The sequence below is a fragment of the Mesobacillus subterraneus genome (genome assembly GCF_003937825.1).
Taxonomy (GTDB): domain Bacteria; phylum Bacillota; class Bacilli; order Bacillales; family Cytobacillaceae; genus Mesobacillus; species Mesobacillus subterraneus.
Map to the genome: position 1 here is coordinate 16936 of NZ_RSFW01000028.1, position 22866 is coordinate 39801.

The following is a 22866-nucleotide window of genomic DNA, read 5'->3' on the forward strand; positions in this document are numbered from 1 at the left end:
AACAGGAGGATTTGGCCATGAGTGATGATAAAAAACAGACCCATCATGAAGATGATAAAGATATGATCAAGCTGATCGACAATCTGAACAGGAAAGACGATGTCCATTTGAATCGAAGGGCATTCTTGAAAGCTTCGTTCGGTGCGACGGTCGCGATTGGACTTGCGACTACACCTTTTGGAATTTTTACCTTCCTTCGCGATGAAAATGGAGAAGTGAAAAGAGTCGAAGTCACCGATATTGATGACCTGGCAATCGGCGAATCCAGGAACTTCAATTACCCGACGAAAAACGAGCCAGCCATCCTTGTCAGGACTCCGGACGATAAGTTTGTCGCTTACAACAATAAGTGTACCCACCTCCAGTGTCCGGTATTTTACGAGCATAAGGAAAACGTTCTGCTTTGCCCTTGCCATAAAGGTTATTTCAACGTAGACAGCGGCCAGCCGATGGCAGGACCGCCACAGCGTGAGCTGCCGAAAATCCTGCTGGAAATCAAGGACGGCAAAGTGTATGCAGTAGGGAGGGAAATAAGGCATGGATAAAAAAAGAGCAGCGTTCTTCTCGATCTTCCTGTTTCTTGCGGTCAATGTCTTTGCCCTTTCCAACGCAATCGAGGGATATTACGGCCATGAAGATGGACGTGTGTATGGTGCGGTGACGGTAGCGTTGATTTCGACGCTTCTGGCAACGGTGGCATTCTTCATCTGGAAGAAGGCAGAGTATAAAAAATAAGCTGTCGGCGATGATAAGAAAAGGCTGTTTTCGTATGGGTGAAGCCTGAAAGAATACGAACAGAGCCAAAAGGGGAGGTTGAACAGATGGATTCCCAATCTTTTCATCAGGACAGCAATAAAGAAATTGCAGAGGTGCTAAGGAGTTCTATAGAAATTGAAGAAGACCTGATGCGGACCTATTTGATTACTGCTGAACGAGTCCACGAGGATGCGGAGCTGAAAGAACGGCTTGAAAACTTCGCTGAAGGGAACGCCAAGCGCACGAAGCAGTTGATTGACGAATTGAAGAAAGACAAATAAAAAAAGCAGCGGAATGCTGCTTTTTTTGCATGATATCAGCCAAACTGATTGGTCGGCACAATTTTTATATTGTCTGCCTCAAACGTTCTCTCACCAAAAAGGGTAATCAATGTGCAGCTCGTGATGCTGAAGGGATGCTCCTTGATCTTATATTCGGCAAGCAGGCCTGAACCCAGTTCTTCCCCTACCGGATTCAATGCCTGCACATTTTGTCCTTCAAGTGTCCTAAGTTTCGCTTTTATCAGGAATGCCTTCCACTCTTCCCAGTTTTTAATCAGAAAAGCCTTCTCGCCATTCTCAAGATAGCCTAACTGGCATCCTCTTTCATCAATCGCTGCTTCGTTTCCGTAACTAAGCTCCATGATCATATCCCGCAAAAATTGAAACTCTTCAAGATCTAAATGCGGATCGATATGGAATTCAACTTCACTTCCTGTTCCCTTGAGGGTCGCAAGTGCTTTATAGTTCATCATGACAGTCTTGTTTTTTATATGTTCAGATTCAATCTGTTCGAGGGGTGTGCCCATCAGTTTTAAAATAAGCATAAGAATCTCCTTTTTTCGGTCGTCGTATTACCTTTTATTATAATGATTTTGCCCTATCCGCGGTGTGACAAACTTCATTTCCTCCCCATAAAAGCAATTAATAGTTCGAAAGATATAGCGAGTGCCAAAAATCGACAAGTATTGGTAAAGATATGGTTCATTTATTAAAAAAGTTACAAATTTTGCATAGGATGTAGCACAACTGAAAGCTTGCTGAAATCTTGAATGAAAAATAGTTTGATAGAATACAATGATAAGGTTTGAGGGCAGGCACCATATGGGAAAAAGGAAATGTTAAGAAGAGCAAAGCCTGAAGGAGTACAAAGGCTCTTTTTATGGATTATCCATATTGAAAGGTCGGAGGAAAGTCATGACATTTGAAGAGCAATTAATCAAAAAATCGTATTTTGAAACATATATGGAGTCAGGGAACAGGACACATCCTGTTCGTGCACTCGGGGAGCTTTACCTTGAAGAGCAAAAGAAGGATATGCCGGATTTGTCTTACATCCGTTTTGCTCAGGGTGAGGTTTATTTTCATAATAAAGATTACGAAGCGGCGATTTTTAAATGGGAAAACATCACGAATGAATTGGAGCCATGGGCGAAAAAGAACATGGGGGATGCGTTTCTTGAGCTTGGACTGCTGAATTCCGCAGAGGAGCTGTACCTTTCGATTGAAACAGAGAGTGATGTCCTGAAAATTGAAAGCGGCCTGCAGCTGTTGTCGCTTTACATAGAACAGGGCAAGCTTGATAAAGCTGTTGCGGTTATCAAGAAATTTGTTGCACTGGATCCGGATTATCCTGGTGTGACGGAAATTGCCCGTGCGTTCTTCGAGGAGCACAATGACTGGGAAAATGCAGTCGAGCTGGCCGTCAGCGAAGGAGTCCGAACCGGTTCTCCTAAATGGTTCGACGTACTGAATCAATACGTGGACCATGGACATACTACTGTTTTTGGACCGGAATATTTCAACGAAGCACTGTCTGTACTGTACCAGGTGGATCGCAGCCGTTTTGAACAGCTGGCGGTATCACTGTGGTTAAGCTACAAAGGCCGTACCAACTATATGGCATGGTTAAAAGATTTCAACCAGCTTTTCAGCGGCATGGATGGCAACAGGCGGGATGGCTGGACCCAACTGTCCGGTGTTTACCAGGATGCTTATTTTGAGCTGATCAATGGTGACCGATTGATCAAGGAGATTTCTCCATTGATCCCTGATCTTTTAACCAATTGGCTGAAAATCACGAGTCCTGCAAACAGTCTTGTATCCGCGTCATCCATCATTGCATGGAACGAGGTGTTTCCGGGTTCGATCACCGCTTCAGCGATTAAAGATGCTGAAACGCTGATCCTCAATTCCCGTGAATATCATGATGGCTATGAAGATAGCATGCAGTTGTTCCAGATGATCATTAAATGGGCGGAGGAACATGAAATCGAAGTTGGAAACCGGATCAAATGGATGGTCCAGGGACTGAATGAATCCAATGTTCATAACTTGTTGATCGCAGGCGTTTCAGGAAATGGCAAGTCTTCTTTTGTTAACTCGATTGTCGGTGAAGAATTGATCACCGTTCCAACCGCAGCCGTCATCCGTTTTAAAAATCAGGAAAATCCGGAAATCCATGAAATCACGGATACCGATGTAAGACAGATTACGGATTTGGAAGATTTTAAGGAAGCAGCAGGCGTTAGCCGTAAAACTCATAAGCACGAAACGATCATCGATTTCAAGGCCCAGTTCCCGTTCATCGGTGACCATGGCCTTGCTTTGATCGATACGCCAGGAGTGAACCGCAATAACTACGACAAACATCCGCTTTACAATTACCTGCGCTTTGCCGATAGTTTGCTGTTTGTCCTGAATGCAAATGATCCATTTACGGAAAAAGAACGGGAAATCCTGTCCAATATCTCAGAGTACTTCCCGAACCTGCCGATTCATTTCCTTTTGAATAAAATGGACGTCATCTACAGCCAGCAGGAGGCCATTGAGATATTCGATCAAACATGGTCGGAAATCTCTCAGTATTATCCTGATGCGAAAATGTTCGCTTTTTCATCCAATTACGATCAAGCACAGCAGCTAAAGGATTTCTCGGATTTTATCAAATCAAACAAAAGAGCAGTCGACCTTGAGCAGGAGCGTACTTCAAAGCTGCAGTTCTTTGTCAGAAGGGCAATTACCTATCTGCTTGATAAACGGATTGAAATCGAGAACAACCATATGGAATCCATCAGCTGGAATGAAGAAATGGTTGGCAAACTGAATGGTGCGATCAATCAGCTGGGAGATATTGAAGAGGAAAAATCGCGCTCCATCCAGAAGTCATTCCGTAAGATCAAGGACGACACTCGTGCTGAAATCATTGAGAAGATCCCTGGATTGCTGCGCAACTGCTCAGAACTCGTGACAGAGGAAAGCGACTTTGGCAGGATCCATGAGCAAATGGATGAGGAAATGAACAAGCGAATCCAGGAATACCTGGACACTTCCGTTCTGCCGAAATTCCATGATTCCTTAGAAGGCTGGATTGATTTTTCAAAGAATGAGTTCGACCAGAGCCAGAACTATCTGAATGAAATGGCGGAAGGATTTAATTCTATGTATGGAGAAGAACGCATCAGTCTCGAATGCGATTTCCGTGTGCTCGATGACTGGCGCAGGGACGCCAATCGGATGACCAGTGGAGTTCATTATGAAAAGGTCAACATCATGAACCGTTCGACACCGCAGCAGTTCTTCCTGAAAAGCGCCGGCAAGCTGCTGGGGGTGCTGCCGCAGAATAACGCGATGCTCTATAACCGGTACAAAACGTATCTAGAGACAGAGGACTATTATGAAATCGGTGTCTCGATCGCGAAAAAATTCCTGCAGCAATTCGAGATTTTCGAAAAGTCAATCGACCGTGATGTGAATCTGTTCTTCAAACAACCATTCATCGAATTGGAAGGAGCAGTTGACCATGCCCGCTCCGAAATAGAATACGGAAAGAATGAACTGGAAAAAATGAGGATCAACCCTGAACTGTACCGCGACCCACTGACACTGTACGAAGTAAAACTCCGCCAGTACGAATGGATGACCGCAGCAGGCAGAGGAGAATAGATAGGAGAAGGAAGATTCCGTTTATGGAATCTTCCTTTTTACGTATAAAAATTAAATTTTCATAATAATATTGACAATATGACAACAGGAGATTAAAGTAAGATTTAACGATTTGCATCTTTAACTTAATAAAGAAATTCTCTTATCAAGAGTGGCAGAGGGACTGGCCCTATGACGCCCAGCAACCGTTCCATCGTGGAATTGGTGCTAAATCCTGCAAAACTATTAGGTTTTGGAAGATAAGAGAGGGATCCGACCTATTATTCTTCTGCGTTCGAAACCTCTCTTTTCTGGAGAGGTTTTTTTATTTTGTTAGTAAGCGCAGATCAAGATAAAGGGGGAAGAAAGATGAAAAAGAGAAATGTGCGGAATGTATTTGTATCGGCGATTGCAGCGGCACTTTTGCTGACCGGCTGCGGCGGCGGTGGAGACACGAAGACGGCGAGCGGTCCGGTACAAGGAGTTCCGGAGCGATTCGCTAAAGGGGAAGAAGTCAAAATCAAGGTTATCCGCAAGATTGGCGGAGACGATCATACTGCGCAATTTTTAGCTGGGGCGAAAGCTGAAGGGGAAGCGCTTGGCTTTAAAGTAGATGTGTTCACGGCAAATGGGGATACAGCGAAGTTCCATGACGCGATCAATCAGGGACTTCAGCAGGATTACGATGGATTCATTATTTCACATGGCGATGACGCAGCAACAGTGGAAGACGTGAAAAAGCTTGTTGATAAAGGCAAGAGCGTCGTCACTTTCGATTCAAATCCGGATTTGGCTCAGGTAGAAGGTGTCACGCTCACTTCACAGGATGACGAAGCACTCGCAACTCAGGCGCTCGATCAGCTAGTGAAGGATCACAACGGCGAGGCGAACATCGTTTACCTATGGGTAGACGGCTTCCCGCCAATGGTCAGAAGAAATAAAGTTTACCAGGAAACACTGAAGGCAAATCCAGGAATCAAAGAGGTTGAGAGATTCGGAGTTGCGGCTGCGGATACAAGTATGCAGACACAAAACGCTGTGGCAGCGATGCTGAATAAGCATCCAAAGGGAGAAATCGATGCAATTTTTGCTACATGGGATGCATTTGCCATCGGCGCTGCCCGTGCGATCAAGGAAGCCGGCCGTGATGAAATCAAAATTTACGGAATCGACGTATCTAACGCTGACCTGCAGGAAATCCAGGGAGAAGGCAGCCCGTGGAAGTACACAGCAGCCGTCGATCCAAAGCTGATTGGTGAAGTGAACATGAGATTGCTGGCGAAAAAGCTGGCTGACGAAGAAACACCTGCAACTTATGACTTAGAAGCTTCACTGATTTCCCAGGAACAGCTTCAGGCGTCAAAAAATCCAGTCAACATGGTCAATCTTGCCGAAATCATCGACGGATGGGGCAAATCGGACGCCTTTGAGGAAGATTGGATGAAGAAATTGAAGGATCACTATAAGAAATAATCTAAAGTTATGACTTATGAAAAGTTTTATAGCGAAAAATTAAATTTAATAGCGAAAATCTCGTTTTTATAGCGAAAAAATTAATTTAATAGCGAAAAAAACTTTTTTATAGCGATTTTTTCATTTTTATAGCGAACTGGAAATTCCACGCGATTTTTTCCAATTATAAAAACAGCACATGCAGACACTCTCCCATCAAGAGAGTGTCTGCTTTGGGGAGGGGGAACCGGGATGACAGCTAAGAAATTGGAAATGAACGGCATCACGATTGAGTTTCCTGGTGTAAAGGCTCTGAACGGAGTTGACTTCACCGCGGAAACCGGCAGGATCCATGCGCTGATCGGCGCGAATGGGGCGGGAAAATCGACGCTGATGAAGGTGCTCTCCGGCGCATATAACCATTACACAGGCGACATCTCGCTGGATGGAGAAAGAGTGGAAATCAAGACGCCTGCTGATGCGCAGCGCCTTGGCATCCAGACGGTTTACCAGGAAGTGGACACAGCCATCATCCCATCGCTGACAGTGGCCGAAAACATCATGCTGAACCAAACGGTGCAATCAATGGAAAACCGGCACTGGATCAATTGGAAGCACCTATTCAGGCAGGCAGAAGAAATCCTTGCCGGGATGAACCTCACCATTCCTGTGAAAAAACTCGCAGGCCAACTGACGCTTGCTGAAAAACAGCTGGTGCTGATCGCCCGGGCCATTTCAAGCGACTGCTCGTTCTTGATTTTGGATGAACCGACCGCACCGCTCAGCCAGACAGAAACGTCGCAGCTGTTCCGGATTGCCAGAGACCTGAAACATAAAGGGGTTGGCATCATTTTCATCTCGCACCGGATGCCGGAAATCTTCGAGCTTTGCGATGAGCTTACCGTCATGCGCAATGGCGAGCTCGTTGTAAAAAAGACCATTCCGGAGGTTGATTCGCATCAGGTAATTGAATACATGCTCGGCCGGAAACTGGAAGACCAATTTCCGGAGCGAGTCAGCACTGCGGGCGAAACGCTGCTGGAAGCGGAAGAGTTGTCTGATGGAGACAAGGTAAGGAATGCTACCCTCCATGTAAAAGCAGGAGAGATTGTCGGCATCGCTGGGCTCGTTGGGGCAGGCAAGACGGAGCTGTGCAAAGTATTGTTCGGTGCTTCACCGTCAACCAGCGGAACCGTAAAACTAAGCGGAAGGAGCCTCAAGCTAACAAGCCCGCATGCTGCTGTAAAAAGCGGCTTGGCCCTCGTACCGGAGGAAAGACGAAAAGAAGGGGTGCTCGTTTCCGAATCGGTCGCATCCAACTTGACTGCTGTCAACCTCAAAAAGTTTACGAAGTTCTGGAGCTTTATTGACTCTCGGGCTGAAAAAACGACAGCCTTGAAATACATAAAGGCTCTGGGCATCAAGACTTCATCAGAAACTGCAAAGGTCGGAAACCTTTCAGGCGGGAACCAGCAGAAGGTGGCGATTGGCAGATGGCTGATTGCGGACGCCGATGTCTATATTTTCGATGAACCGACAAAAGGAGTCGATGTCGGAGCGAAAAGGGATATTTTTGAGCTGATTGCCCAATTGGCCAAACAGGGGAAAGGCGTCATCTACGCATCCTCCGAGCTGTCCGAAATCATCGGCATTACGAACAGGGTTTACGTTCTCTATGATGGAGGACCCGTCAAAGAGCTCGAAACCCTCGCAACAACAGAAGAAGAACTATTATTTTATTCAACAGGAGGAAGATAGGATGGACGCCAAACTCCCATTGCAGCAAGAAACGCCGCCAAAAAAAACATTCGAACTGTTCCAGTTCCTTTATAAGTATGGGACGATCTTGACAATCTTCGTCCTCGTCGCAGTATTTGCAGCGGCCAATCCTTCTTTTATCAATGGCGATAATGTCATCAATATTTTAAGGTCTATTTCCATCGTCACCATCATCGCGATCGGCATCACGATCTCCCTGACGGTCGATGGCTTCGATTTGTCGGTAGGTTCTGTGGCCTCGCTATCAAACGCGGTTGTGATTTCGATGTTTGTCTGGTTTTCACAGAATACACTGATCGCAATTCTATCGGCAATCGCCGCATCCTTGATCGTCGGGGCTCTCAATTCGTTCATGATCGTCAAGTTGAGGATTCCTGATATGCTGATGACGCTGGCGATGATGTTCATCATCCAGGGAACGGCGCTCACCTATACAAAAGGCGCAACCGTCTCTGAAAACATGATCATGCCTGATGGCAGTTTTTCCACAGGAAGCATCAGCCCGTTTTTTGCTAAAATTGGCCAGGTGCCGTGGATCATCCTGATCATGGCCGTGGCTGTCATCATCGTCCACATCTTCCTGACCTACACAAAACACGGACGTTATATGTATGTGATTGGCGGCAACAAAGAGGCAGCCAGGCTGTCAGGCATCCCGGTCAACCGCTATAAAACCGCTGCATACCTGCTTTCCGCTCTTTTTGCGGCAATCGGCGGGATTGTCCTGGCATCGCGGGTTATGACCGCGGAAATCAGTGCAGGCTCACCCTATTTGATGGATTCGGTAGCAGCAGCCTTCATCGGTTTTTCCGTCCTTGGAGCAGGAAAGCCAAACGCTTTCGGTACCTTTGTCGGAGCAGTGCTGATTGGCATCCTGCAAAACGGACTTGTCATGATGTCAGTACCGTATTATGCAATGGATATTGTAAAAGGTACCGTTTTCGCATTCGCACTTGGCATTACGTATTACAAGCAAAACCACTAAGTTTCACATGAGCAGGATGTCTGTTATCATGAAAGTACAATTGAGATAGCAGGTGATCGGAATGGACAGTGCGACCCAATCTTACTTTGGAAAATTGGAAGCTGATGACAAAGAAGCTCAATACGAGGCATTTAAGGGCATTATGGCCGCTACTGATGAGCAGGTGGATTGGGCATATGAAGTGTGGGATCAGCTGAAAGATTGGCTGTCAGACAAGGACCCTCATCGCAGGTCGAGGGCTGCACAATTCCTTTCCGGGCTGGCAAAAAGTGACCCTGAAAACAGGATACTGATTGATTTTCCGGAGCTATGGGAAGTGACGAAGGATGAAAAATTCGTCACAGCGCGCCACGCCTTGCAGTCCATTTGGAAAGTCGGACTCGGGGGAGATGAACAGAGACAGCTTGGCATCCAGCATTTTACCGAGCGCTTCCGGAATGGCGGCGAAGAGAAGAACTACACATTAAGACGCCACGATATGATCGTCGGCCTGAAAAATCTATATGATGAATTGAAAGATGAACAAATCAAACAGACCGCAATGGAATTGATTGAGCTGGAATCTGACGTAAAATACCAGAAAAAATATAAAGCTGTCTGGAAGTAAACGCAGCGTAAATACTCCTGAAGACGCACTCAATAGAGACGCACAAATAGAAAGCCGAATTTAGATCAACTCTAAATTCGGCTTTTTTCATCCTCGAAAAACGGCTTATTCGCATAATAGTACATCCAGCCCATCATGATTCCGCCGCCGATCAGGTTGCCGATCGTCACTGGGATGAGGTTATGGATAACCCCGGCGAATGTGACGGATTCAGGCTGATTGAGGACCATGCTGATTGCAAAGGTACACATATTGGCGATGCTGTGCTCATAGCCGGAAATGAAGAAGCAGAAGACAAACAGCACCATCGCGAACATTTTTGGGCCGTCTCCCTTCATCGACATCGGCAGGAAAAACGCCAGGCAGACAAGCCAGTTACAGAGGATTCCCCTGAAAAACAGCTCATATGTTGGGGCGATGGTCTTTTTTTCAGCGACGCTAAGCAGGAATCCATTCACAGAATGGTCATCAAACAGTCCGGTAGTGTATATCAGGAAGGCAAAGGCGGCGGCGCCGATAATGTTGCCGATATAGCTGTAGACCCACATCCGGACAACTTGTGGCCACTTCATCTTTTTCCGCAGCGCGGCAAATGTGTAGTAAAAAGTATTTCCGGTGAACAGATCACCTCCGCCATAGGCGATCAGGATGATGGCCGCGCCAAAGGTAATCGCCGCCATCGGATAGGCAAAGGGCGAGTGCTCGATATAAAAGAAATTCCCCGTCCTGAAAGCCACGATGACACCAAAGCCAATGAACATGGAAGCAAGGGCAGCCCTTGCCAAATACCGAACCTTGCTCTGCGTAAAGATTTTATGCTTTTTCAAGGCCAGCTTCTCGACCTCTTCCAATGCTTGTACTTCCAATTAAAATCACCCGGTTTTCCGTATGTATTATGCAGTCTATTCTTCCTCAATCTTTCTTTCCTATGTAAATGGTTCCCTCCGTTGGGATTTAAAAACCATGAACCTATAGAAAAAGACTGGATCAGCGATTGATCCAGTCTTCAGAATGTATCTTTGACATATTGAGGATTCCGCTGCATCGAGGCGAAAAGGACGATGCCGCTTACAAGCAGCAGGGCGCTTGTCAGCACGAAGACCGATGTGAACCCGTAGTAACCTGCAAGGAACCCGCCGAGCACCGGGCCAATGATGTTTCCGAAAAAACGGAGGCTCGTGTTATAGCCGAGCACCTCGCCCTGCATCGCGACAGGTGCCTCTTGCCTGATGTAGGCGATCCTGACTGGAATGATCCCGCCAATGGTGATTCCAAGGAGGAATCGGATCAGCACAAGCTGCCAGATATTATCGACAAATCCGCCCGGCAAGTAAATAATGGCTGACAGGACGAGCAGGATGACGAGAACCTTGATATAGCCGATTCTGTCGGCAATTTGTCCCCACTTCCTCGACATCAGCAAATTCCCAAGGCCAGCTGCCGAGAAGGCAATGCCTGAGTAGAATGCCAGATTCACAGGGCCGTGCAACTCACCAACATATAGTGACAGGATAGGCTGGATGCTGAAATGTGCAATCTGGACGAGCATCGACATGAACAGGACGTTTACCATGATGGGATTTTGAAAAATATGCTGAAGGACTTCGCGGCGGCTGTAATTCGTTTTGGTGCCTTTTTTAATATCAATCCTGTATTCGTTGACCATGAACACCAAAAGGCCTGAAAGGATGATGAAAGCGGCAGTCGATTGGAAGGTTGCGGCATAGCCGGAGGAGTCGGCAAGCAGCCCGCCGATCATCGGGCCGAGCAGGGAGCCGGTAATGCTTCCGGTCTGTAGCGTCCCGAGCACTTTGCCGGCTTCTTCCTTCGGAGTCTGTGTAGAAATCAGTGCCTGGGATACGGGGATAAAGCCAGAGAACAGCCCCATGAACATTCTTAGTAAAAATAGTTCCCATACCGATGAAGCAAATCCAAGCAGGAAGACAGCCAGACCCATTCCGAATCCCATGAAAATCAGGATTCTCTTACGGCCGAACCGGTCGCCCATCCTCCCGATGACAGGAGAGAAAAGGAATGCCGTCACAAAGGTGATACTGAACGTCAAGCCGGACCAGTTCTGGACATACCTTTCTGAAAAATCACCAAACGTTTCGATGTAGAGTGACAGAAAAGGCATGACCATTGTCATGCTGCCGGCGATGAAAAAATTCGCGAACCACATGATCATCAAGTTGCGCTTTGCCTTTTGCTGCTGGGTCATTCGATCAACACTTCTTTCTTAGAACGAATATTTCGCTTTTCTAAATATTATACCAAATTTTTGCCCGATTGAAAACCAATCGAGCAAGTAAGAAATGTTTTAGGAGTTTACCCATTCCAGCAATTCTATTCTGTTCCCGAACGGATCCTCTAAATAGATCCGGTTTGCCCCGGGCAGTTTATCGTCTTCCACAAACTGAACTCCAGATGCAGTTAAATGCTGTTTTAATCCTTCGATATTTGCAATTTCGAATGCCGGATGCGCTTTGCGAGCAGGAACAAATGGCTCCTCGATGCCAATATGAATCTGGCAGTTTCCATATCGGAACCAAGCTCCTCCTCGTTTTTTCAACTCTGCTGGTTTCTCGATTTCCTCAAACCCCAGAATGTCCCCAAAAAATCTCCTTGCCGCATCTTCTGAACCTGTGGGTGCTGCTAGCTGTACATGGTCAATCGCTTTGAATGTAAAAACCATCATAATCCCTCCCCTAATAAAATCTTAAACTAAAAGGAAACATTAGGAAATTATAAGGTTTGAAACTATAAATATAAGTTTTTCTTATCATGCTTAAAAGTAATACAAGCCTTCCTTAACACATATAAATTAGTAAAGTTTTGCAGGTTTTTAAAAGAGGGGGCATTTACATTGAAAAGGAAATTTTTTGCCATCGTAATGATGGTAATCATGGCACTTGTTGTTTCGGCATGCGGTTCGAGCTCGAATGAAGGAGGATCCGGGGCCGAGAAGAAGGAGTTAAGGGTGGTTACAGATGCAGCGTATGCACCATTTGAATACATGGAAGGCGACAAGATTGTTGGCTTCGATGTGGATTTCCTTACAGCTGCCGCGAAAGAAGCAGGATATGAACTGAAATTTGAGAATGTCGGCTGGGACCCTATTTTCGTTGAAATCAAGAGCAAGCGAGCGGATCTGGCGGTATCATCCATCTCGATCAATGACGAACGCAAGCAAACATATGATTTTTCACTGCCATATTTCCTATCCACCAATAAAATCCTTGTCCGTGAAGACAGCGATATTAAAAGTGCAGCAGACCTCGAAGGCAAGGTAGTGGCTGTTCAGAACGGTACAACCGGGCAGGAAGCAATGGATAAGCTTCTTGGCCAAAACAACAAGAATATCAAGAAATTTGATAACAACAACCTGGCCATCATGGAAATGCTCTCGGGCGGTGCAGATGCAGTCGTTGCAGATAACGGTGTTGTCGAAGTATATGCTAAAAACAATCCTAACGAAAAATTGAAGGTCATTGAGGACAGCGAAAGCTTCGAGGCCGAATTTTATGGAATCCTGTTCCCTAAAGGAAGCGAAATAAAGGCGGACTTCGATAAAGCGATCAAGAAAATCGTCGAGAATGGAACCTATGAGAAAATCTATCAGGAATGGTTCGGCCAGGAGCCAAATATGGAATTGCTTAAGGCAGAGCAGGAAGCATCAGAGTAACTTCTCGGAATCTATGAATCAGCGAAGATGCGTAACACTTAAATAGCGTTACGCATTTTTTTATAAAATTTGTTGCTCCTCAGGAAGTTTATTGCTGAATGAGATAGCGGTTAGTATTAGTCGAAAACTGGTCCCAGAGCCTGGGAGCTACGGAGGGCAAGTTATGGATTTTCGTTTTGATATGATAATTGAATACTCTCCTTATCTAATAAAAGGGACACTGTTGACAATCGGGCTTTCGCTGGCGGGGATCCTGATTGGAACCGTACTTGGTTTGTTCATTGGCCTGGGAAAGATGCAGCGCCGGAGACTGCTGGCTTGGCCATTTGTCTGGTATATTACTTTTTTCCGGGGAACCCCGCTGTTTGTGCAAATTTTATTGATCCATTTCGGCGTCGTCCCAATGCTCATTGGCCAAACGAACGGAATCGTCGCAACGATCATTGCCCTGTCGCTGAATGCTGCCGCCTATATTGCTGAAATATTCCGGGCGGGTATCCAGTCGATTGACCGCGGACAGATGGAGGCAGCCCGCTCACTGGGGATGACCCACGTCCAGGCCATGAGGTATGTTATTTTACCTCAGGCCTTCAAGCGGATGATCCCGCCGCTTGGAAATGAATTCATAGTACTGATTAAAGAATCGTCACTTGCAGCGATCGTGGCGACCCCGGAAATCATGTACTGGGGCCGCGTTATGGCGGGGAAGTATTACCGGGTATGGGAGCCGTACCTCACAGCTGCCATCATTTATCTGATCCTGACGATATCGCTTAGCTTCCTGCTAAATATCCTTGAAAGAAGGCTGAAAACAGAATGATCAAGGTCGAGAATTTGCAAAAAACTTTTGGCAGCCACAAGGTGTTGAATGGCATAAATGTAGTCGTACAGCCTCAGGAGGTCGTTGTAGTAATCGGTCCATCCGGATCAGGGAAATCAACCTTCCTCCGCTGCATCAACCTGCTCGAAACCATAACAGACGGACATGTGCTGATTGAAGAAGTGGACATCACAGATAAAAGTTCGAACATCAACAAAGTGCGCGAAGAAGTCGGGATGGTATTCCAGCATTTTAATCTGTTCCCACATAAGACGGTGATGGAAAATATCACGCTGGCACCGCTGAAGGTTCGCGGCATCCCGGAACAGCAGGCCCGCTCGAAAGGAATGGAGCTGCTTAAAAAGGTCGGGCTTGAAGACAAGGCAGAAGCCTATCCGGACTCACTATCGGGAGGACAAAAGCAAAGAGTTGCGATTGCCAGGGCCCTCGCGATGGAACCGAAGATCATGCTGTTTGACGAGCCAACCTCCGCCCTCGATCCCGAAATGGTCGGTGAGGTGCTCGAGGTCATCAAACAGCTTGCCCGCGAAGGGATGACGATGGTCGTCGTCACCCATGAAATGGGCTTCGCAAGGGAAGTCGGCGACCGCGTCATCTTCATGGACGGCGGACTGATCATTGAAGAAAATAAGCCTCGCGAAATTTTTGAGAATCCTCAGCACGAGCGGACAAAAGCGTTCCTGAGCAAGGTGCTCTAGGATGGTAAAAGGAAGCCCGCATTGAGCCGGGCTTCCTTTTTTGGATCCACCGTGAATAAAAGTTGTCCAACCGTGAATAAAACTTATGCAACCGTTAAAATATTGATGGCAACCGTAGATAAAACTTGTGCAACCGTTAAAATTGATGGCAACCGTAGATAAAACTTGTGCAACCGTATAATTATCTCGTCCAACCGTAGAAAAAAGCTGTACATCCGTATAATTATCATGTGCAAGCATAGAAATATTGCTGGCAACCGTGTATAAAAAATTCCACAAACAATAAAACGGGCCAGCTATGAATATAAAATGGTTGCATGTTGTCCAACGGGGAATAAAATGCTGTCAACAGGGAATAAACTTCCTCCAACGGGGAATAAAAACTCGCCAACGGGGAATAAATTCGCCTCAACGGGGAATATCCGGGATTTCCATCTCTTTTCTGCAGCTAAGGGGTCTAGTGAACCTCTATTTCGCCTCTCCCATAGTGATGGTTGTCTGTTTCGAATATGCATCGAGGTCATTTATGGCCAGATATCGTAGATTTTTGTCCATTTTTACGAGGATTCACGCATGTGCATTTTTAATCCAAGCCAGCAATGTATAGTTCCCGCTGGCGGACTTCAAGCGCATCAACAACCGAGCATAACCAGCCAAGCCTATTTTTCAAAATTATCCATTTAGTGATTGATTAAACTAATATCATTAGTTAAAATAAAACTAACGATATTAGTTTAATCTGGAGGCTGTAAAATGAGAGTGATTAAAGAGGGGTTTTTATATCAGCTGACGTTCATGCCAAGGGTTTTTCCGGTGAATTGTTATTTGATCGAGGAGGAGGATGGGCTGACATTAATTGATGCGGCGCTTCCGAACAGCGCCACACCAATCCTGCGGGCAGCAGAGCAGATCGGGAAGGATATCAAAAGAATCATGCTGACCCATGCGCACGGTGATCATGTTGGCGCACTCGATGAACTGAAGGCGAAGCTGAATGTTCCTGTATATATCTCGGCCTGTGATTCTCGCCTGTTGGAAGGTGACACCTCTCTTGACGCTTCCGAAGCTCAGACACCGATTCGCGGCGGGGTACCGAAGAACATCAAAACGAAGCCCGATGTGCTGATAAAAGAAGGAGACAGAATCGGTTCATTGCTCGCGATTCAAACCCCGGGCCATACGCCAGGATCGATGTCATTTCTTGATGAGAGAACAAATGCATTGATTGCGGGTGATGCATTCCAGACAAGGGGCGGAACGGCGGTAGCAGGTGTTACTGTCCCTTGGTTTCCTTTTCCGGCCATGGCGACATGGAACAAGAATTATGCCCTGCAAAGCGCCAAAAGGATCAGCGAGCTAAAACCAAGCCTGCTTGCCGTCGGACATGGAGAATTACTCCGCAACCCTGGACCTCATGTTGAAAAAGCGATCAAAAAAGCTGAAGCAAAATAAAGGAGCAATCAAAATGTCACCGAGACCCAAAATAGCGCTGGATAAAAATCAAATCATACAAGCAGCGACCGAGCTTGCAAATGAGCAGGGGAGCGAGAATGTGACACTGGCTTTGCTGGCAAAAAAACTCAACATCAAGCCACCGTCTTTATATAACCATTTTGAAGGCCTGCCAGGAATCAAGCGGGAGCTTGCCATTCATTCGCTTGAAAAACTGTACAACAATTTGGCTGGAGCAGCGAAAGGGAAGTCTCCCGGTGATGAAGCGGTGCTGGGCTTGAGCCACGCGTATTTATCCTTTGCGAGGAACAATCCTGGCCTTTACGAGTTTGCTCTGTCGGCTCCGGATCCTGCTGATGGGACTGTCCATCATTATGGAGAGAAAATCGTCAACCTTGTCCTGGCGGCAATTCTGCCATTCGGTCTGCAACAGGATGAAGCAATCCACGCTGTCCGCGGATTAAGGAGTCTCATGCATGGGTTTGCATCTCTTGAAAAAAAGGGAGGATTCGGGATGCCGCTGAATCTGGATGAAAGCTATGTACTGGCTGTAAAAAGCTTTATCCGTGGTTTGCAAAAATAGAGTTTTTCTTCTTTTGAAATATTCCTGCCAGTTTTCAAATGTACTCACATACATATATATAGATGCAACTTTTGAACGAACAGGAGGAGCGCTATGGATATATATGTGAGAAGAGGAGATTCCTTTTGGTATTTCAGCAACATTTTCAATATCCCTCTCCAGTTGATCATAGATTCCAACTCTGATTTGAATCCGAATGCACTGGAAGCGGGACAGACAGTTAAAATCCCGGGATTCGCGGCTGTTGACTACCGCATCCGCGCTGGGGATACATTATGGCAGATTGCCCGCAGCCGCAATATCCAGGTGGACGCTCTGCTGCTGGCGAACAAGAACATTAATCCAAATGGATTGTATGTCGGCCAGATGATCAAGGTACCCTTAAGAGTGACCTGGAGAATTGTCGAAGGGAAAAAGAATTACGATTATGATGCCTTGATGAGCGACTTGAGACGCCTGGAAAATATCTATCCGTTCATGAGAGTGCCCTCAATCGGCAATTCGGTTTTAGGTAAAAGGATTCCCGAGACTCTGATTGGAAATGGCAATAAGCGAGTCCATTACAATGGTTCTTTCCATGCGAACGAATGGATCACGACCCCAGTCATCATGACATTCCTGAATGATTACCTGTTGGCTTTGACGAATAAGTCATCGATACGGGGACTGTCCATGCTGAATTACTATGGCCAAACGACCTTGTCCATTGTGCCGATGGTCAATCCCGATGGAGTCGACCTTGTGCTGAATGGCCCGCCGGAAGCCGAGCCATGGAATGAACGGGTAGTGGAACTGAACAGGGGGAGCCGGGATTTCTCCGGGTGGAAAGCCAATATTCGCGGAGTCGACTTGAATGACCAATTCCCTGCACAGTGGGAACTGGAAAAAGAACGGAATCCAACCCAGCCGGGCCCAAGGGATTATCCAGGGGAACAGCCATTGTCAGAGCCGGAAGCCATAGGGATGGCAGAAATGACGCGACGGCGTGATTTTTCCTGGGTACTCGCTTTCCATACACAGGGAGAGGTCATTTATTGGGGCTTTGAAAACCTCGAGCCGCCCGAATCGGAATCCATGGTCAATGAATTTGCCCGGGTAAGCGGCTACGAGCCGGTAAAAACGATCGAAAGCTATGCCGGCTATAAAGACTGGTTCATTCAGGATTGGCGTCGCCCAGGTTTCACAGTCGAGCTGGGGTTTGGGATCAATCCGCTGCCGCTTTCTCAATTCGATGAAATCTACGAGGAAGCACTTGGTATCTTTCTTGCGGGCCTTTACTTGTAAAATAATTGATCACCTGAAAAGGTGGTCTTTTTCTATTTCTTTGTTTGGTTTTATTTGGTAAAATAAACCATAAGTGAAAGGAGAGCAGATAAATGACTTATTCCGTTGAAAAGCCTAAAACAATATATATCATATTGATTTTAATGCTCCCTGCTTTATCATTTACTGATAAGATTATTTATTTTACCACCGTTTTTATCATTCTCCTTATCTCGCTATTACGCTCTTATTTGACAATCCATCCTGAGCACCTTGAGTATAGAATGACCATTTTTAAGTACACAATCTATCGGATTGTCCTGAATAAAGATAATATCAAAAAAATCAAGTTCGGAAGAATCGGCTGGTCGACTAAAAATGCGGTCATTAAAGTGAAGGGAAGCTTCAATATCAGCATGACACAGTTCAATAAAGAAGAATTTGTCCTCGAACTTGAACAGTTTGCTATCACCCATGGCATAGAAGTCCAGAAGACGAAGGACTATAAGCTATTAGAAAGATACTATTCTCATAAATAAAAAGGCATCGGAGCTCCGATGCCTTTTTCTGATTATTTTTCAAAAATGCTGTTTGACAGAAGTCGGAACAGATAGTCTGTATGGTCGCGGAAACCAGCCTCGAGACCAATGAGTGTGACATCCTGCTCCTGCTCCTTGACGATAACTGCCTTTCCTTGAGCAGCACTGTTGCCTTTCCAATGACCGGCCACGAAGAAGTCTGCATTGTCATCGAAGGTTGCGGCAATATGGTCGTTTTCCGTGTTTTCATACCACACTGGGCGGTACACGAAGCCGAGGTCATTTGCGCTGTAGCCAGCCGTGACACCTTCTCCTGTGTAGTCAACCTTTGCAATGCCGTTGCTGTTGTAGTTCCCAAGGACAACTGTATTATCTGTTAATCCCAATGTTTTGGTTGCCAGTGATGCACCGGCACCAACAGCGATGTATTTGCCGCCTTCATTTAAAAATGCCTCTACATTTGCTTTGAAGCTGTCAAACTGTGCAGGGTTCTGGAAGCCGAACTCTTTATTTCCGGCGCTGCGCTGTGTTTTTGCAATCAAGCCCTCTGTTCCGCTGTAAACGAAGACATCGAACCCGGCAAGGCCTTGCTCTGCGACTTCAACTGGTGATATTTCGGTCACATTGAAGCCGAGGCGTTTTAGTGCAAGCTTTGTGCCTGCATGGGATTGGGCTTTGTTCATGCCGCCGTCCTTCAGGATTGCGACCTTCAAGTCTGATACTTCCGCTGCATCCGCTGGTACCTTTGCTGATTCAATGTGCAATCCCGAGTCTTTTACAGCAGCGGAAATTGCATTGGCTGGCGCTTCGGTGTAAAAATTGCCGTCAGCATCGCGCTTAACTGTAATGCCCTGTTGAAGGAGAGCATTTACTAGTTCAACAGCTTTCACGGAACTGTTTGGAATCAGGTATGGTCCTTTGCCGCTGACAGATCCTTGCTCCTGGACCTGATTTACCTTCGCTGCTGTCACGCTGAATTCATCCTGGACAGGGATTGCCTCGAAGCCCCATAGCTCAGGCAGGCTCCATGCAGAAATATCGTACATCGCATCGACATCTTCCGTGATATCCTCGCCATCCCATAGCATCGTGTTGGCAAGGCCAGCTTTTGCCTGGTCCATCTTCACGATATACGTTCCTTTAGGATAGGTCTTGCCATCTGCAGTAAATGCTTTAGATGCCTGAACGACTTCGATATCGTTCTTCTGAAGATGGGCTACCGCCTTGTGTGTAACGGTTGGATCCTCGGAGTTTACTGGAAGCACATATGCAGTAGGGAAGAATCCTTCATCATGGAACGGGTGGTCAAAGTTGATGCCGCGCTTGAACATCTCGATCTGGTCCTTGATCATTTCCTGCTTGTTTTCAGTTGAGTACTGAAGTGCGCCCATGATTGCGTCATACATCCAGCGGACGCCGTCAAGGTCATTGGTTGGTGCTTCAAGCGTGTGGCCGTAAGCTCCATGGTACATAGCGTACATCGGAGTGAAAATTGGCGGATAATCATCCCAGCCTTCCGCATCATCACGCTGAGGAATATAGCTGCCTACCATATTTTGATACAGGCTGCCTGTATAGCTTCCCTTGTTGGACATGATTTCTGCTTCCATGGCTTCTGCCTGGTTCATCGCCCATTTTTCATAAAGGTCATATTCGTAATTCGGATTGTGCGGAACCGTACATGGCTCTAATAGTCCTTGCTTGTTCGGCGCATAGTTTTTAACATAGCCGTGGGTATCAAGGAAGACCATCGGATTCCATTCCTTGATCAGCGCTACCGTTTCCTGTGTTTCAGGCTGTGATTGAGTGATGAAATCACGGTTCAGGTCGATTCCCTCACCGTTGAAACGAGTAGCATCGATGCGGCCGTCAGGATTTTGGACAACATTGAAAATCAAGATATTGTTCTCAAGGATCTTGGTAGTGGTTTCATCATTTTCAAGGGCAAAACGCTCGATCAGCTGCATGACTGCATCCGTGCCGATAAACTCAGTGCCGTGAATTGATCCATTGATCATGATCGGCACCTTGAAATCCGGGTTATTTTCAATCCAGTCCTGGGCCTTGCCAGGATTCTTGAACATTTGCTTTCTTAAAGACTGGATTTTTCCAAACTTGCCTTGTGAGTCGGGGGAGGCAATCGTCACTACATAGAGCGGCTGTCCAGTGGATGACTGTCCCTTAACCTCAACTTTAATTCGATTCGATTGTTTCTCGATCTCGGCCAGCTTACCTCCGATTTGGGAGAATTTCATAAAGTCATAGTTTTCACTGTTGAATAAGCTGCCGTCCTTTTCCTCGTACGCATTAACGTAATTCCACTTCAAAGACTCAGCAAGAGCGGGAGTCCATGGGGAGGCTGCCAGCAAACTGGCAACCATTACTCCTGAGATAATTTTCTTATGTTTCATTTATGTATTCCTCCATAAAACTATTTTGTATATTTATACATAATAGTTTCTAAATATTATTTCGGCAATCGTACAATATTCCTAAAATTCAATCCTGAGACTGGAAACCGTATCATATCTTTGATTTGTTGGTATTGGGAAATAAATTGGGTGGGGAAAATAGGTAGATAGTCACTGTAGAAGGACAAAATGAAAAACAGGGCTGAAGGCCCTGTTTTATTGCGGCTGTACCGCACGTTTGCGATTGCGGTTCCACTGTCTTGCTTTATAACGACGTTCAAGAGCGGCTACAGGTTTAGCTACCAGCGCATTCTTGAATTCAACCGGCGTTTGTTTTACCGAAAAAACAACCGTGTTAACTGCTTTTTTCTTCTTATCAAAATCAGTCATCAATTTTTGCTGTTTAAACTTAAGCAAATCCGTTTCTTCTTTGATGGCATCGGTTTTGGCCTGGACACGGGTTGCCGTTTCCTGAAGGCTATCAATCGTTGGTTTGGCATCTTTATACGCTTTGAATGCAACAAAACCGAGATAGGCAAGGGAAGCCACGATGACAGCGATGCTAATATAGACAATGATCATGAAATCAGCCTCCTTCCATATAGATCCTTAAAGAGTATTTACCCATTTCGAAGCGTTTTTAACAGAGAATACATGCAGGGATATATTGGAAATGTTATAATGGCATTGATACCTAATGGATCGGAGAACTGGAAATGATTAAATTTGTCGTAATCCTGAAAGAGAAACGAAAGGGCGAACTTAGTCTGGAGCTTTTAGAAAGACATATCGGACATCTTAGGGATTTGAACAGGGAAGGAAAACTGATGGTTGGCGGCCCTTTTAAAAATAATGAACAAGCCATGCTCATCCTTCATTGCGGGGATATCGATGAAGCAATCAAGCTCGTGGAGCAAGATCCATTCATCAAAGAGAAGTACTATCATTCATATGAAATCAATGAACTGATTGTTGCCAATGAAGAAAACAACTGGCTGCTGGACAGTCCGCAAACAACGGGGAATTTGATACATTAAGAAAAGGACTTCCACGTAAAATGGAAGTCCTTTCTTTGCTTGTTGATTACTTGTTTTCAGTATCAACCTTTACTTCTTCAGCAGCAACTTCTTCAGTCTCTTCAGCAGTTGTTTCATCAACAACTTCTTCAGATTTTTCAACAGAAGCAAGTACAGCAGAAATCAAAGCAGCAACTTCTTTCGCGATGTCACTTGCATGAACACTCGCTTTAGCTTCAGCTTTGTTAGCAGCAGAAGGATTAACTGTTTCTTCTTCAGTCACTTCTTCAGCAGTTTCTTCAGTAACAACGTCTTCAGTCATTTCTTCAACTGTTACTTCTTCAGATTTTTCAACAGAAGCAAGTACAGCAGAGATCAAAGCAGCAACTTCTTTCGCAATGTCACTTGCATGGACACTAGCTTTAGCTTCAGCTTTGTTAGCAGCAGAAGGATTAACTGTTTCTTCTTCAGTAGCATCTTCTTCAGTTGCTTCTTCAGCCGTTTCCTCTACAGCAACGTCTTCAGTAGTTTCTTCAACCACAACTTCTTCCGTCACTTCGTCAGTAGTTTCTTCAACAACAACGTCCTCAGTCACTTCTGTTTCTGCCTTAACTGCCTCAAATGCTGCCTTCATAGCGGCAATCGCATCTTTTTTAGCAGCCTTTACTGCAGCTAGAGTTACCTCTTCAGTAGCTTCTTCTTGTTTAGCAGCCTTTTTCAATTCTTTAGCTGCTTTGAAAGCTTCTTTTTTAGCGGCAATCGCATCTTTTTTAGCTGCTTTTACTTCTTCAGTAGCATCTTCTTCAGTAGCATCTTCTTCAGTAGCATCTTCTTCAGTAGCATCTTCTTCAGTAGCGTCTTCTTCAGTAGCGTCTT

At 45.8% G+C, this 22866-nt stretch carries 23 protein-coding genes and 1 riboswitch; of the genes, 16 read left to right on the forward strand and 7 right to left on the reverse strand.

Annotation, left to right across the window (positions count from 1 at the left end):
* The first annotated feature begins 17 nt into the window (after nt 1-17).
* From EJA10_RS20585 to EJA10_RS20595, 3 genes are all read left to right on the forward strand, one after another.
* Complete coding sequence (locus EJA10_RS20585; RefSeq protein ID WP_125481917.1) at nt 18-545, forward strand: QcrA and Rieske domain-containing protein; 528 nt, start codon at nt 18-20, stop codon at nt 543-545.
* A complete protein-coding gene (locus EJA10_RS20590) occupies nt 538-735 on the forward strand; it encodes a hypothetical protein (protein ID WP_125481918.1) in 198 nt (65 codons plus the stop codon). Before EJA10_RS20585 ends, EJA10_RS20590 begins: the two co-directional genes overlap by 8 nt.
* A gap of 86 nt (nt 736-821) precedes the next feature.
* Nucleotides 822-1037 (forward strand): hypothetical protein, encoded by a 216-nt coding sequence (locus EJA10_RS20595; RefSeq protein WP_125481919.1) that lies wholly within the window; start codon nt 822-824, stop codon nt 1035-1037.
* A 35-nt stretch (nt 1038-1072) separates the two neighbouring features.
* On the opposite strand, the gene EJA10_RS20600 is transcribed toward EJA10_RS20595, so the two are convergent.
* Nucleotides 1073-1582, reverse strand: a complete 510-nt coding sequence (locus EJA10_RS20600) for a hypothetical protein (protein ID WP_125481920.1) — start codon at nt 1580-1582, stop codon at nt 1073-1075.
* A gap of 370 nt (nt 1583-1952) precedes the next feature.
* On the opposite strand from EJA10_RS20600, the gene EJA10_RS20605 reads away from it, so the two are divergent.
* From EJA10_RS20605 to EJA10_RS20625, 5 genes are all read left to right on the forward strand, one after another.
* On the forward strand, nt 1953-4700 hold the full coding sequence (locus tag EJA10_RS20605; protein WP_125481921.1) for a dynamin family protein: 2748 nt from the start codon (nt 1953-1955) through the stop codon (nt 4698-4700).
* A gap of 139 nt (nt 4701-4839) precedes the next feature.
* Nucleotides 4840-4946: riboswitch (SAM riboswitch) on the forward strand.
* A gap of 102 nt (nt 4947-5048) precedes the next feature.
* A complete protein-coding gene (locus EJA10_RS20610) occupies nt 5049-6152 on the forward strand; it encodes a sugar ABC transporter substrate-binding protein (RefSeq protein ID WP_125481922.1) in 1104 nt (367 codons plus the stop codon).
* 231 nt (nt 6153-6383) lie between these two features.
* Nucleotides 6384-7889 carry a sugar ABC transporter ATP-binding protein gene (locus EJA10_RS20615; protein ID WP_246017906.1) on the forward strand — a complete coding sequence of 502 codons (1506 nt, stop codon included), beginning with the start codon at nt 6384-6386 and terminating at the stop codon, nt 7887-7889.
* Between the two features lies 1 nt (nt 7890).
* Nucleotides 7891-8895 (forward strand): ABC transporter permease, encoded by a 1005-nt coding sequence (locus EJA10_RS20620; RefSeq protein ID WP_125481923.1) that lies wholly within the window; start codon nt 7891-7893, stop codon nt 8893-8895.
* A 61-nt stretch (nt 8896-8956) separates the two neighbouring features.
* Nucleotides 8957-9502, forward strand: coding sequence for a hypothetical protein (locus EJA10_RS20625; protein WP_125481924.1), 546 nt, complete (start codon nt 8957-8959; stop codon nt 9500-9502).
* 71 nt (nt 9503-9573) lie between these two features.
* Here the strand turns inward: EJA10_RS20625 and EJA10_RS20630 are convergent, their stop codons facing one another.
* The 3 genes from EJA10_RS20630 to EJA10_RS20640 all read right to left on the reverse strand — a co-directional run bounded on the left by EJA10_RS20630 (nt 9574) and on the right by EJA10_RS20640 (nt 12197).
* Nucleotides 9574-10368: a formate/nitrite transporter family protein gene (locus EJA10_RS20630; RefSeq protein WP_125481925.1), complete on the reverse strand. Its 795-nt coding sequence runs from the start codon at nt 10366-10368 to the stop codon at nt 9574-9576.
* A 140-nt stretch (nt 10369-10508) separates the two neighbouring features.
* Nucleotides 10509-11723, reverse strand: a complete 1215-nt coding sequence (locus tag EJA10_RS20635) for an MFS transporter (RefSeq protein WP_125481926.1) — start codon at nt 11721-11723, stop codon at nt 10509-10511.
* Nucleotides 11724-11822: 99 nt separating this feature from the next.
* The gene (locus EJA10_RS20640; protein WP_125481940.1) at nt 11823-12197 is read right to left on the reverse strand and encodes a VOC family protein; all 375 of its coding nucleotides are present in this window, start codon (nt 12195-12197) and stop codon (nt 11823-11825) included.
* A 198-nt stretch (nt 12198-12395) separates the two neighbouring features.
* Between EJA10_RS20640 and EJA10_RS20645 the strand changes: the two genes are divergently transcribed.
* The 7 genes from EJA10_RS20645 (at nt 12396) to EJA10_RS20675 (ending at nt 18563) form a co-directional block, all read left to right on the forward strand.
* Entirely contained in the window at nt 12396-13187 is a 792-nt protein-coding gene (locus tag EJA10_RS20645) for a basic amino acid ABC transporter substrate-binding protein (RefSeq protein WP_125481941.1), read from the forward strand.
* 163 nt (nt 13188-13350) lie between these two features.
* On the forward strand, nt 13351-14007 hold the full coding sequence (locus EJA10_RS20650; protein WP_125481927.1) for an amino acid ABC transporter permease: 657 nt from the start codon (nt 13351-13353) through the stop codon (nt 14005-14007).
* Nucleotides 14004-14726, forward strand: coding sequence for an amino acid ABC transporter ATP-binding protein (locus EJA10_RS20655; RefSeq protein WP_125481928.1), 723 nt, complete (start codon nt 14004-14006; stop codon nt 14724-14726). Before EJA10_RS20650 ends, EJA10_RS20655 begins: the two co-directional genes overlap by 4 nt.
* A gap of 753 nt (nt 14727-15479) precedes the next feature.
* Entirely contained in the window at nt 15480-16178 is a 699-nt protein-coding gene (locus EJA10_RS20660) for an MBL fold metallo-hydrolase (RefSeq protein ID WP_125481929.1), read from the forward strand.
* 13 nt (nt 16179-16191) lie between these two features.
* Entirely contained in the window at nt 16192-16761 is a 570-nt protein-coding gene (locus tag EJA10_RS20665; protein ID WP_125481930.1) for a TetR/AcrR family transcriptional regulator, read from the forward strand.
* Nucleotides 16762-16854: 93 nt separating this feature from the next.
* A complete protein-coding gene (locus EJA10_RS20670) occupies nt 16855-18045 on the forward strand; it encodes a M14 family metallopeptidase (protein WP_125481931.1) in 1191 nt (396 codons plus the stop codon).
* A gap of 92 nt (nt 18046-18137) precedes the next feature.
* Nucleotides 18138-18563, forward strand: a complete 426-nt coding sequence (locus EJA10_RS20675; protein ID WP_125481932.1) for a hypothetical protein — start codon at nt 18138-18140, stop codon at nt 18561-18563.
* A gap of 32 nt (nt 18564-18595) precedes the next feature.
* Here EJA10_RS20675 and EJA10_RS20680 read toward each other — a convergent pair whose 3' ends face one another.
* Nucleotides 18596-20974 (reverse strand): M14 family zinc carboxypeptidase, encoded by a 2379-nt coding sequence (locus tag EJA10_RS20680; protein WP_125481933.1) that lies wholly within the window; start codon nt 20972-20974, stop codon nt 18596-18598.
* Between the two features lie 216 nt (nt 20975-21190).
* Nucleotides 21191-21556 (reverse strand): DUF948 domain-containing protein, encoded by a 366-nt coding sequence (locus tag EJA10_RS20685; RefSeq protein WP_125481934.1) that lies wholly within the window; start codon nt 21554-21556, stop codon nt 21191-21193.
* A gap of 134 nt (nt 21557-21690) precedes the next feature.
* Here EJA10_RS20685 and EJA10_RS20690 point away from each other — a divergent pair, with 134 nt between their 5' ends.
* Nucleotides 21691-22011 carry a YciI family protein gene (locus tag EJA10_RS20690; protein ID WP_125481935.1) on the forward strand — a complete coding sequence of 107 codons (321 nt, stop codon included), beginning with the start codon at nt 21691-21693 and terminating at the stop codon, nt 22009-22011.
* A 46-nt stretch (nt 22012-22057) separates the two neighbouring features.
* Here the strand turns inward: EJA10_RS20690 and EJA10_RS23565 are convergent.
* Nucleotides 22058-22866 (reverse strand): hypothetical protein (locus tag EJA10_RS23565; RefSeq protein ID WP_170169207.1); only part of this gene is annotated, 809 nt, incomplete at its 5' end.

Coding starts and splice junctions, on each gene's coding strand:
- EJA10_RS20690 (WP_125481935.1), top strand. CDS start 21,691: ATGATTAAATTTGTCGTAATCCTGAAAGAGAAACGAAAGGGCGAACTT.
- EJA10_RS20595 (WP_125481919.1), top strand. CDS start 822: ATGGATTCCCAATCTTTTCATCAGGACAGCAATAAAGAAATTGCAGAG.
- EJA10_RS20645 (WP_125481941.1), top strand. CDS start 12,396: ATGATGGTAATCATGGCACTTGTTGTTTCGGCATGCGGTTCGAGCTCG.
- EJA10_RS20605 (WP_125481921.1), top strand. CDS start 1,953: ATGACATTTGAAGAGCAATTAATCAAAAAATCGTATTTTGAAACATAT.
- EJA10_RS20640 (WP_125481940.1), bottom strand. CDS start 12,197: ATGGTTTTTACATTCAAAGCGATTGACCATGTACAGCTAGCAGCACCC.
- EJA10_RS20680 (WP_125481933.1), bottom strand. CDS start 20,974: ATGAAACATAAGAAAATTATCTCAGGAGTAATGGTTGCCAGTTTGCTG.
- EJA10_RS20625 (WP_125481924.1), top strand. CDS start 8,957: ATGGACAGTGCGACCCAATCTTACTTTGGAAAATTGGAAGCTGATGAC.
- EJA10_RS20600 (WP_125481920.1), bottom strand. CDS start 1,582: ATGCTTATTTTAAAACTGATGGGCACACCCCTCGAACAGATTGAATCT.
- EJA10_RS20635 (WP_125481926.1), bottom strand. CDS start 11,723: ATGACCCAGCAGCAAAAGGCAAAGCGCAACTTGATGATCATGTGGTTC.
- EJA10_RS20610 (WP_125481922.1), top strand. CDS start 5,049: ATGAAAAAGAGAAATGTGCGGAATGTATTTGTATCGGCGATTGCAGCG.
- EJA10_RS20655 (WP_125481928.1), top strand. CDS start 14,004: ATGATCAAGGTCGAGAATTTGCAAAAAACTTTTGGCAGCCACAAGGTG.
- EJA10_RS20585 (WP_125481917.1), top strand. CDS start 18: ATGAGTGATGATAAAAAACAGACCCATCATGAAGATGATAAAGATATG.
- EJA10_RS20665 (WP_125481930.1), top strand. CDS start 16,192: ATGTCACCGAGACCCAAAATAGCGCTGGATAAAAATCAAATCATACAA.
- EJA10_RS20650 (WP_125481927.1), top strand. CDS start 13,351: ATGGATTTTCGTTTTGATATGATAATTGAATACTCTCCTTATCTAATA.
- EJA10_RS20660 (WP_125481929.1), top strand. CDS start 15,480: ATGAGAGTGATTAAAGAGGGGTTTTTATATCAGCTGACGTTCATGCCA.
- EJA10_RS20685 (WP_125481934.1), bottom strand. CDS start 21,556: ATGATCATTGTCTATATTAGCATCGCTGTCATCGTGGCTTCCCTTGCC.
- EJA10_RS20615 (WP_246017906.1), top strand. CDS start 6,384: ATGACAGCTAAGAAATTGGAAATGAACGGCATCACGATTGAGTTTCCT.
- EJA10_RS20675 (WP_125481932.1), top strand. CDS start 18,138: ATGACTTATTCCGTTGAAAAGCCTAAAACAATATATATCATATTGATT.
- EJA10_RS20670 (WP_125481931.1), top strand. CDS start 16,855: ATGGATATATATGTGAGAAGAGGAGATTCCTTTTGGTATTTCAGCAAC.
- EJA10_RS20620 (WP_125481923.1), top strand. CDS start 7,891: ATGGACGCCAAACTCCCATTGCAGCAAGAAACGCCGCCAAAAAAAACA.
- EJA10_RS20590 (WP_125481918.1), top strand. CDS start 538: ATGGATAAAAAAAGAGCAGCGTTCTTCTCGATCTTCCTGTTTCTTGCG.